This is a genomic window from Streptomyces sp. NPDC091682 (genome assembly GCF_044756625.1).
Classification (GTDB): Bacteria; Actinomycetota; Actinomycetes; order Streptomycetales; family Streptomycetaceae; genus Streptomyces.
Window position 1 is genome coordinate 1 of the sequence record NZ_JBIVTH010000054.1, and the last position, 10,406, is coordinate 10,406.

The 10,406-nt window shown below is 70.7% G+C and carries 9 protein-coding genes; 1 reads left to right on the plus strand and 8 read right to left on the minus strand.

Annotation, left to right across the window (positions count from 1 at the left end; genetic code table 11):
- Nucleotides 1–275: MFS transporter (locus ACIQK6_RS42730; RefSeq protein ID WP_402697795.1), on the minus strand; the 275-nt coding region annotated here is incomplete at its 3' end.
- Between the two features lie 168 nt (nucleotides 276–443).
- Between ACIQK6_RS42730 and ACIQK6_RS42735 the strand changes: the two genes are divergently transcribed.
- A complete protein-coding gene (locus tag ACIQK6_RS42735; protein WP_402697796.1) occupies nucleotides 444–1,361 on the plus strand; it encodes a helix-turn-helix domain-containing protein in 918 nt (305 codons plus the stop codon).
- A 9-nt stretch (nucleotides 1,362–1,370) separates the two neighbouring features.
- On the opposite strand, the gene ACIQK6_RS42740 is transcribed toward ACIQK6_RS42735, so the two are convergent.
- The 7 genes from ACIQK6_RS42740 to ACIQK6_RS42770 all read right to left on the minus strand — a co-directional run bounded on the left by ACIQK6_RS42740 (nucleotide 1,371) and on the right by ACIQK6_RS42770 (nucleotide 10,119).
- Nucleotides 1,371–2,594 (minus strand): acyltransferase, encoded by a 1,224-nt coding sequence (locus ACIQK6_RS42740; protein WP_329104717.1) that lies wholly within the window; start codon nucleotides 2,592–2,594, stop codon nucleotides 1,371–1,373.
- A 202-nt stretch (nucleotides 2,595–2,796) separates the two neighbouring features.
- Nucleotides 2,797–4,050 (minus strand): VCBS repeat-containing protein, encoded by a 1,254-nt coding sequence (locus tag ACIQK6_RS42745; protein WP_329104715.1) that lies wholly within the window; start codon nucleotides 4,048–4,050, stop codon nucleotides 2,797–2,799.
- On the minus strand, nucleotides 4,047–4,838 hold the full coding sequence (locus ACIQK6_RS42750) for a hypothetical protein (protein ID WP_329104712.1): 792 nt from the start codon (nucleotides 4,836–4,838) through the stop codon (nucleotides 4,047–4,049). Before ACIQK6_RS42750 ends, ACIQK6_RS42745 begins: the two co-directional genes overlap by 4 nt.
- Nucleotides 4,839–4,859: 21 nt before the next feature.
- Nucleotides 4,860–6,056: a non-hydrolyzing UDP-N-acetylglucosamine 2-epimerase gene (wecB, locus tag ACIQK6_RS42755; protein WP_329104710.1), complete on the minus strand. Its 1,197-nt coding sequence runs from the start codon at nucleotides 6,054–6,056 to the stop codon at nucleotides 4,860–4,862.
- A gap of 305 nt (nucleotides 6,057–6,361) precedes the next feature.
- Complete coding sequence (locus ACIQK6_RS42760) at nucleotides 6,362–8,050, minus strand: FAD-binding protein (RefSeq protein ID WP_329104708.1); 1,689 nt, start codon at nucleotides 8,048–8,050, stop codon at nucleotides 6,362–6,364.
- A gap of 6 nt (nucleotides 8,051–8,056) precedes the next feature.
- Nucleotides 8,057–9,325 (minus strand): MFS transporter, encoded by a 1,269-nt coding sequence (locus ACIQK6_RS42765; protein ID WP_329104706.1) that lies wholly within the window; start codon nucleotides 9,323–9,325, stop codon nucleotides 8,057–8,059.
- An 8-nt stretch (nucleotides 9,326–9,333) separates the two neighbouring features.
- Complete coding sequence (locus ACIQK6_RS42770) at nucleotides 9,334–10,119, minus strand: SDR family oxidoreductase (RefSeq protein WP_329104704.1); 786 nt, start codon at nucleotides 10,117–10,119, stop codon at nucleotides 9,334–9,336.
- Between the last annotated feature and the right edge of the window lie 287 nt (nucleotides 10,120–10,406).

Consider the following 10,406-nt stretch of genomic DNA (forward strand, 5'->3'; position numbering starts at 1 on the left):
AACCGCCGCCGCCCGAACAGGTCCGCGACCCGCCCGAACAGCAGGGTGAAGCCCGCGGCGCACAACGCGAACGACGTCGCGATCCACTGCAGGTTTGACAACGAGAAACCGAGCCCGTCACCGATCACCGGCAACGCCACGTTCAAAATCGAGAAATCAACCGCCAGCATGAACTGCGCCACCAGCAGCACCACCAGCACCAACTTCAGACGCCCGTCCAAACGAACGGGCCCCTCCGTTCCCGAATCGACCCGCACACCCTCGACGACCGACATCGCCCCACACTTCCTCTCGATGACGCAACGAGCTGTTGCGTCATCGACTCTGGACCGGTCGGAGAGGGTTACCCAGCCCCCTGGTTGTGCTGGCGCCGGGCAAGCTAGCACTCCCAGGGCCACCTTCACGGGCCCCGTTCGGTGCCCTCCCCCGGCACACTGGAACGCATGGACACACCGACTGCCTTGGGCGAGTTCCTCCGCACTCGTCGCGCCCAGCTCCAGCCCGAGGACGTCGGGCTCCCCTCCCACGGCACCCGCCGGCGCGTGCCCGGGCTGCGGCGCGAGGAGCTGGCCCTCCTGGCCGGTGTGAGCATCACCTACTACACCCACCTGGAGCAGGGGCAGAGCACGAACGCCTCGGACAGCGTCCTGGACGCCCTGGCCAGCGCCCTGCGCCTGACCCCGGACGAGCACGCGCACCTGCTGAACCTCGCCCGACCGCCGCGCGCGAAGCGGGCCCAGTCGCCGCGTCCCGAGTACGCCCGCGACACCACGCGCCGGCTGATCGCCGCGATGCCGCAGGTCCCGGCGGTCGTCCTGGACGGCCGCAACAACGTGCTCGCCTGGAATCCGCTGGGGCACGCCCTGCTCGCAGGGCACGTCGACATCGCGAGCCCCGACGACCCGGCCGTACGCCCGAACCTCACGCGGATGCTGTTCCTGGATCCGCACACCCGGGAGCTCTACACGGATTGGAAGAGCGAGGCCCGGGTCGCCCTGGCGGCCCTGCGCCTGGTCGCCGGGCGCAACCCGGAGGACCGCGCGCTCGCCGAGCTCATCGGGGCGCTCATGCTGCAGAGCCCCGACTTCGCCTCGCTGTGGTCGAAGCACCCGGTGCGGGACTGCACGGTCGGTACCAAGACCCTGCACCACCCGGTGGTGGGCCCGCTGACCCTCGATTTCGAGAACCTGCACCTCACCGACGGCACCAACCACCGGATGCTGCTCTACAGCGCCCCCGAGTCCTCCCCCTCCGACGCCGCCCTGCGCATGCTGTCGAGCCTGACCGCGGGTGCTGCGGCGGCGGGCCACGAAAGCGCGGAGCCCGCGTCGGCGGATGCCGACGCGGGCGGGGAGCGGTAGGGCGGCGGGTCAGTCCCGGGCGGCCGCGGTGACCGGGGTCCGGTCGCCGGAAGGCTCGCGGGCCGGGGCGGGGGCCTGGGCGGACGGCGTCCGGGGCCTGGCGCGGCCGAAGCGGCGCATGGCGGGCATCTCCACGAAGCGGAAGAGGAGCCAGCCGCCCAGCAGCGAGGCGGCGAAGAAGCCGGCGATCACCAGGAGGGCGACGGGAACGCCGTAGGTGTGCTCGCCCAGCAGCGAGCGCAGATAGAAGATCGTGACGCCCTGGACGAGGTAGAAGCCGAAGGACACCTCGCCCAGCCACACCATGGGTCGGCTGCGCAGGAACGTGGCCCGGTCGTCCACGTCGGCCTGTGCGGTGGCCCCGATGAGCGCGGCGACCGGGATGATCGTCGCGACGACGAACCCGTACTGGAACGGGGCGACGAGCGCGGCGGCGTAGCCGAGGACCGTGAGTACGAGGGAGACGCCGAAGCCGACGCGGCGCGGCCACAGTCCCGAGAGGACGATCCGGGCGAGCAGGATGCCGAGGACGAACTCGAAGAGGCGGCCGGCCGGGAGCAGGTAGCCGAACCAGAACTGCATCCCGGAGATCGGCGTGATGGTGGACTTCGGGGTGTCGGGGACGAAGTAGGTGGCGATCAGCTGGAGGGCGACCATCCCGGCGATCATCGCGGCGCTCCAGCTCCACAGGGCGGTCCGGCCGCGGAGCCTGCGGATCGGGACGATGAGGGCCGGGAAGAGCATGTAGAAGAGCAACTCGCTGCCGAGGGACCAGCTGGGCGGGTTGACGCTGAGGTTGACGGTGGGCTGCGGCCACCAGGTGTGGATGAGGAAGAGGTTCGGGAGCCAGTCGGCGACGCCGGTGACGGCCGAGCCGGCGAAGAGGACCATCGCGGCGGCGAAGACGACGACGTGGTTGGGGAAGATCTTCAGCAGCCGGCGGCGGAGGAAGGCGGTGACGCGCTCACCGGGCTTGGCCGCCCAGGCGAGGACGAAGCCCGAGAGGACGAAGAAGAAGGAGACTCCCAGGTAGCCGGCCTTGCCGAAGGCGGTGGAGAACCCGTCCGCGACGGTGGCGTCGGCGAAGGGGTTGATGGGGGCGTTCGGCGGGATCGGGGAGTCGGTCAGGGACGAGTGGAAGAAGAAGACGGAGAGCGCGGCGAAGAACCGCAGGCCGGTCAGTGAGGGCAGCTTCGCCCGCTTCGCTGCGTCGGGGGACGTCGTGGAGGCCACAGGGAATCGCTCTTTCGGAAGAGGTGCGGAAGAGGTTCGTGAAGGACGGCCGCCCGGGTCCGTGGTCCGCCGTGCGGTGGGAGCACGGTCCCGGGCGGCGTGCTGGACGCCCCCGGGGGCGTCGCGAGGGGCGGTACTGACCGTCGGGGCTCGGGGCTCGGAGCCGGGGACGGCGTCGGGCCGGGCCCGGCGCGGACACCCGCTACTGGTCGATCTCGTTGCGGTAGACCATGAGCTTGGCGTCCTTGGCCACGTAGTAGTTCTGGACGGAGTACGCGATGGTGGCGAAGTCGAGGCGGCCGTCCCCGTTGAAGTCGGCCGTGGCGATGCGGGCGACGGACTCCTCGGAAACCCGCCACTTGGCCCAGACGCCGTTGGCCGCGTCGATCGCCTTGTAGTACATGACGCCCTGCCAGGGCCACGGTCCGCGCAGGGCCACGAGGAACTCCTCGTCGCCGTCGCCGTCGAAGTCGGCGCAGACGATCTGGTGGCCGGGGCCCTCGCCGTTCTCGTTGGGGTCGCCGTACACGTCGAGCAGGACGCGGTTCCAGCCCTCGTCGCCCTCGGCCTTGGTGTAGACGGCCACGGTGTTGCCGTGGAAGGGCTCGATGGCGGCGACGTACGCCATCGGGTCGTCGCCGAGCCGACCGGCGTTGAGGTCGCCGCTGCCGCGGAAGCCGGTCTGCTCGAACTGGGTGAGCTCGCCCGTACCGATCAGTTCGCGGATCCACTCCTGGCGGGCTTCGTCGAACCAGAGCCAGGTGACGCCCTCGTCGGAGGCCAGCAGGAGGGACTCGAGATCGGAGCCGGGGACCAGGCCCTGCTTCTTCTCGGCGCCGTGGATCATCCGGAAGTGGCTGTCGTCGATGACGGTCATCGGCCACTCCTCCGCCGTGTGCACGTCGTCGGGCTGGGTGAACAGCACGACGGGCAGTACGGCGTGGACGTCCTCCTTGGCGACGATCGGCAGGCCGATGATCTGGAGCCGGTCGGTGCGGGTGAAGTGGCCGGCGCGCAGGCGGTGCATGCCGGTGGCGCGGCCGACGTAGTGGCGCTTCCAGCGCGACTCGTCCTTGTCGGGGGTGCCCGGGTTCTCCAGCCAGTCGATCTTTCCGCCTTCGGTGTTGGCGTCATGGATCGTGCCGATCGGGCCGTAGAGGTCGTAGCAGACGATGACGTCGGGGTGGCCGTTGCCGCTGACATCGGCGAAATCGGCGCCGACGGGCATCTTGATGCGGTCGGCTATCAGTCGACGGGTCCAGTCGCCGTCGTTGGCGTACCAGTAGATCTCGCCGAGCCGCAGCCCGTATCCGAACAGGTCCGGCTTGCCGTCGCCGTTGATGTCGGGCGCCTCCAGCCAGTAGCCGTCGCGGAGCTGGTCGGCCACGATCTCGGCGGTGAACTTCGGGGTGCGCAGGACGGGCTCGGAGTGCTTGCCGGTGCCGGTGGTGGTCATGAGTGGTTCTCCAGGGTGGTGAGGGTGGTGAGGGTGGTCGCGGAGGGGAGGGTGCGCAGCGCGCGGGGTACGGGGTGGTACTCGATGGCGAGCCAGATGCAGTCGGTGTCGGCCCGGTACTGGTGCCAGGGGTAGTGGTAGGTGCACTGGGGGCCGGTGGCGCAGAAGGGGTCCGGGGTGGTGTAGCCGGGGCTCATCAGGACGTCCTGGTAGAGCGAGGCGTGGTCGCGGTCCCGGAAGCGCTGCATCCGGCCCAGGCCGTGGACCTGGGTGTGGACCTCGATGAAGTCGTGCTGGTTGTGGACGGCGCAGTCGGTTCCGGCGGGCGAGAACCACAGGTTGGCGCGGACGTTGAACTCGCGCAGGTCCATGGCGCTCTCGCGCTCGCCGAGTACGTGGGCCGGGTCGAACAGGACGGTGTTGATGTCGTCCTGGGGGCTGCGGTGGAGGGCGGTCTCGCGGGGGAACTCGCCGGGGCCGAGGAGGTCGGCGAGGTGGGACCAGCCGGGTTCCGCGGTGATGCCGGTGACGTCGGTTCCGTCGGGGGCGGTGCGCAGGAGGAGGAGCGCGTCGGCCTTCTCGATGCGGGTGTCGGCGAGGACGGTCGAGGAGAGCGGGGGGATGGTCTTGCGCGGTGTCTCCGCGATGGTCACGGGCGTCACGCCGGGGTTGACGACGATGGTGCGGCCCTCGACGGTGTAGTCCACTGCGTCGCGGACGAGCGCGGCCCTCAGGTACGGGGTGCTGAAGTTCAGCGGGCGTTCGACGGCGGACGGGGTGGCGCTCATGCGGCGGTTCCTCTCCGGGGTTCAGGTGCGGGCGAAGTCGGCCGTACGGGCGAGCTCGACGCTGAGCTCGTCGACGGTGCCGTCGGGGACGAAGGGCTCGGGCGCGGGGCCCAGGCCGAAGAAGTGGGCGAGCGCGGCGACCGTGCGGGTGGTGGCCTGCCCGTCGCCGTACGGGTTGGCGGCGGTGGCCATCCGGTCGTACTCGGCGCGGTCACGCAGCAGGGCCAGGGTGCGGGTGACGATGCCCTCGGTGGCCGTTCCGACCAGGCAGGCGGTGCCGGCGACGATGGCCTCGGACCGCTCGGTGACGTCGCCGAGGACCAGCGTGGGCTTGCCGAGCGCGGGCCCTTCCTCCTGACTGCCGCTGCTGTCCGAGACGATGATGTCGGCACGGCCCATGAGCTTGCAGAAGCTGAGGTAGGGCAGCGGGTCGACGACGGTGATGCTCGGGTGGCTGCCGATGTGCGGGAGGAGTGCCTCGCGGACGACGGGGTTGCGGTGCAGCGGGACGACGACGCGCACACCGGGCTCGTCGGCGATGCGGGCCAGAGCCCGGCCGATCTGCGGCAGGTGCGGCCAGGCTTCGCGACGGTGCGCGGAGGCCAGCACGATGCGCCGCGGGTCACGGTCGAGGTCGGCCAGGGCCGGGTCGCCGTAGCTCTCGGCACGGCCGCTGGCCCAGCGCAGGGCGTCGATGACGGTGTTGCCGGTGACGGTGATGGTGTCGGCGGCGATGCCCTCGCGCAGCAGGTTCGCCAGGTTGCCGGGGGTGGGGGCCAGGTGGAGGGCGGCGACCTGCGCGACGAGCCGTCTGTTGCCCTCCTCGGGGAAGGGCGAGCCGAGCCGGCCGCTGCGCAGTCCGGCCTCGACGTGGACGACGGGGATCCGCTGGTGGAATCCGGCCAGGGCTCCGGTGAGGGTGGTGGCGGTGTCGCCGTGGACCAGGACCGCATCGGCGGGCGCGGTGGCGAAGTAGTCCTCCAGGCCGCGCAGCGAGCGGTAGGTGACCTGGGAGAGGGTCTGCTTGGGGGCCATCACTTTCAGGTCGACGTCGGCGGTGAGGCCGAAGGCGTCAAGGGTCTCGTCCAGCATCTGGCGGTGCTGCCCGGTGGAGATCACGACGGGTGCGAAGCGCGGGTCGTCCTGGAGGGCGCGGATGACGGGTGCGAACTTGATGGCCTCCGGCCGGGTGCCGAGGACTACGGCGACGGAACGCATGGCTTCCTCTACTTTCTGACGCGTACGTGCTGACGCGAGGGGAATCGAGCCGTGGCGGGGCGTGCGAGGGCGCGGCACGGCGATGTACCGCGGGCCTGTCGGGAGGTGGCGGCCAGGGGATCGGATCTCACTGCGAGGGGCTTTTCAGCTGCCCTCTTCCGGCCAAGACACAGCTTTCCCGGAGCCGGCCGGGGAGTCAACGAACACCCCCGGCCACTCGAACGGTTAGCCGGGAACGACAGAAGCCCCGCACTCCGGAGACCGGAGCGCGGGGCTTTTGACCTGGGGTTAGGGGTGGGGAGGGGTCAGCCTCGGGCAGGCTTGATCGACATCGAGTGACGGAAGAAGTCGGACGGGTCGTACTTCCTCTTCACCTGCTGCAGGCGGGGGTAGTTGTCCTTGTAGTAGAGCGTCTGCCACGGCACACCGGACCTGTTGCGGCGGGGATCGGTGACGTCACGGTCGGGGTAGTTGATGTAGCAGCCGTCGGTGCTGTCGTCGATCAGCGGTACGCCGCCGGTCGCCGAGAAGAAGTCCTCGTACAGGTCGCGCAGCCAGCCCAGGTAGAACTCGTCCTCGCCCTCGTCCTGCCAGAAGGTCTGGAAGCACATCTTGAAGATGGACGAGCGCTGCGCGTTGGCCGTCGCGTCGGGTGCCATCGCGTTGACCTGCCCGCCGAAGGAGAAGAGCACCAACATGGTGTCGGGGTTCTTGAAGTCCGGCCGGCTCATGTACTGGTAGAGCGCGGAGATCTGGTGGTCGGTGAAGTTCTTGCGCATGTACGCGGACTTGTGCGCGCCGCGTGAGGTGGGGTTGGTGATGACCGGGTTGTTGGTCCCGACCAGCCTGGTCGCCTGGAGCCAGGGCAGGGTCCTGGGCTCTTCGAACTGTGGCATGGCGGGCAGCTCGCCGGTGGGGCGGGTGAGCGCCTTCGGCGTGACTCCCGTGCCGGCGGTGATGGCCGCCAGGTAGTCGTCGAGCAGTTTCCTCGCGTTCGGCACCGTGGCGTCGACCTGGGTGAACATGCCCAGGCTGCCGTGCGCCTTGGAGCTGACGTTGAACAGGCTGGAGAGGTTGCGGTACGGGGAGTCGGGCGCGCTGTTGGCGGCGTGCCACGCGCCGAAGTTCTTCAACAGCCGGGTGAACTTCGCCTCCGTCAGCTGCTCCCAGGGGAAGTCGACGGCGCTCACCAGGACCTTCGACGGCGGAGATATCAGCTGTTCGGAGGGCTCGGAGCCCTTCGCGCCCGGGGAACGGAACCAGTAGCGGGTCACCAGGCCGAAGTTGCCGCCGCCCCCACCGGTGTGTGCCCACCACAGTTCCCGGTTCGGGTCGTTCTTCTCCCGGGTGGCCACGACGGTGCGCACGCCGCCCTTCCCGTCCGTCACCACGACCTCCACGGCGTAGAGGTGGTCGACGACCAGACCGTGGGCCCGGGAGAGCAGTCCGTAGCCACCGCCGGCTATGTGCCCGCCGGCGCCCACGCTGTAGCAGATGCCGCCGGGGATGGTGACGCCCCAGCCCTTGTAGAGGGCCTCGTACACATTGATCAGGCGGGCGCCCGCCTCGACGACGAACGCGCGGAACTTCGGGTCGTAGCCGACGTACGTCATCTCCGAGAAGTCGATGATGACCTGGGTGCCGGAGTGGGCGGCGAAGTCGGCGAAGCAGTGGCCGCCGCTGCGCACCGAGACCCGCTTGCCCGCCCGGACCGCGTCTCTCAGTGCGCGTTCGGCGTCCGCGGTCGAGCGGACCATCTTGATGTAGTCCGGGCGGGCCACGAAGCGCTGGTTGTTGCCCGTGGTGAGCATTTCGTAGCGCGGGTCCCCCGGCCTGACGACGGCTCCGGTCCCGGCGGCTGCGGCGCGGGCCGCGTCGCCGGAGGCGTTCGGGGCGGCGGCTGCCACGGGGCCGGACAGGGCGCCGGCCACCGCTGCGCCTCCGACGACGGCCGCACTGCGGGTGAGCATGGTCCGGCGATCGACACCGTTCATGTGCGTCTACCTCGACTTCTGTTCGACGATGGAGCGGGTGCCGGATCCGGCACCCGGTGCGTTCGTGCGTGGTGCGGTGGAAAGCTCTGCGCCGGACTGCGGATGCGGTCCGCCGCTCCCCCGGCTGCCGTGGCTGCGGCGGTCGAGCCGGCCGGAGAGCGCCGCAGTGCCCAGACCGGCCGCGGCCAGTCCGGCACCGATCCAGGTCGGCGAGGTCCACCCGAGGCCGTGGTCGACGGCGAGGCCGCCGAGCCAGGCCCCGAGGGCGTTACCGAGGTTGAAGGCCGCGATGTTCGCCGCGGAGGCGAGGGCCGGGGCCCCGGCGGCCTGCTGCATCACACGGGCCTGCAGCGGCGGCACCGTCGCGAATCCGATGGCCCCGAAGGCGGCCAGGGTGATCGCGGCGGGCACGGCGGCGCGCGAGGTGAAGGTGAAGACCACCAGTACCAGGCAGAGGCCGCCGAGGATGAGGTACAGGCTGGGCATCAGGGCCCGGTCGGCGGCCCGGCCGCCGAGCACGTTGCCCACGCACAGCCCGACGCCGAAGAGGACGAGGAGCCAGGCGACCGCGCCGTCGGAGAAGCCGGCCAGCTCCGTCATCATCGGCGCGAGGTAGGTGAAGGAGGCGAAGACCCCGCCGAAACCGAGGACCGTGGTCGTCAGTGCCAACCACACCTGGGGCTTGCGGAAGACGGCGAGTTCACCGCGCAGCGCTCCGCGTTCCGGCGCGGGCTGGGCCGGCACCAGGGTGATCAGACCGAGCAGTCCGACGACTCCGATGCCGGTGACCGCCCAGAAGGTCGAACGCCAGCCGAACTCCTGGCCCAGGAAGGTGCCCAGCGGTACGCCGAGCACATTGGCCAGGGTGAGGCCGGTGAACATCAGGGCGATGGCGCTGGCCCGCCGGTCGGGTGCCACCAGGTCGGCGGCCACGACGGAGCCGATCCCGAAGAACGCGCCGTGCGTGAGGGCGGCGACCAGCCGCCCGCCCATGAGGGCGGTGTAGTCGCCGGCCAGGGCGCAGAGCAGGTTGCCGGCGATGAAGATGGCCATGAGCACGACGAGCATGGTCTTGCGCGGCAGCCGTGCGCCGGCCGCGGTCATCAGCGGTGCGCCGACGACCACGCCGAGGGCGTAGCCCGTGACGAGCATGCCGGCGGAGGGGATGGAGACGGACAGGTCGTCGGCGACTTCCGGGAGCAGACCGACGATGACGAACTCGGTCGTCCCGATGCCGAAGGCACCTATGGCGAGGGCGAGGAGGGAAGCGCGCATCGGCCCGGTCAGACCTGTCGCAGGGCGCCGCCGTCGACGCTCCACTCGGCGCCGGTGACCTGCCCCGCGAGGGGCGAGAGCAGGTACGCGATGACGCCGGCGACGTCGTCGGGGGTGCCGATGCGGCCGCTGGGGAGTCGGCGCACCTCGCGGATGAAGTGGTCGACGGCCTCGTCGGCCGGGAGGCCGAACCGCTCGCCGAGCTGCTCGGCGAACCCGCCGGGAGCGTCGAAGAGCGCGGTCCGGGTGGGACCGGGCGATACCACGTTGGAGCGCACGCCGCGCGGCCCGAACTCCGCGGCGAGGGACTTGGAGAGGGAGAGCAGCGCCGTCTTGGTGGCGGCGTAGTCGACGATGCCCGGATCGGGGAAGCGGGCGGCCTCGCTCGCGATGTGTACGAGGGCACCCGCTCCGGTGTCCAGGAGCGCGGGGAGTGCCGCGCGGGTCATGCGGACCATGGAGTGGAAGTTGACCTCGAAGGTGCGCTTCCACTGCTCGTCGGTGACGTCGAGGAAGCCGGTACGGGACTCCAGCGCGCCGACGTTGTTGACGAGGCCGTCGAGCCGGCCGTGGCGTTCGATGACGGTGTCGGTCACGTGGCGGGCGGCGTCGGGGTCGGTGAGGTCGGCCGCGACGGTGCTGACCCGGTCGCCGAGGGCTTCGGTGTTCCAGGGCTTGCGGGCGACGCCGACGACGGTGGCGCCTTCGGCGGCCAGGAGGCGGACGGCTGCCTCGCCGATTCCGGACGACGCGCCGGTCACGAGGTACACGCGGTCTTCGATGCGGAGGTCCATCACGTTCCTTGAGAAGAGGAGACCTTGGGGAGGGAGGCCTTGGGGGGGCGCCCCGGCACGGTCGGGGGGAAGGGGGACCGTGCCGGAGCGCCTCTGGGAGGGGAGGGTCGGTCAGGGGGTTCAGCCGGCGGCGGCGAGGTCCTTCGCGGCCTTGTTCCGGAGGAAGAGGACGGTGGTGAGGATGCCGACCACGACGATCGCGGTGTTCACGATGACCGCGGTCGTGATCCCCGCATGGATGTCCGTGTTGGCGGCGGCGATCGCCGACATGATCGGCGTGCCCATCG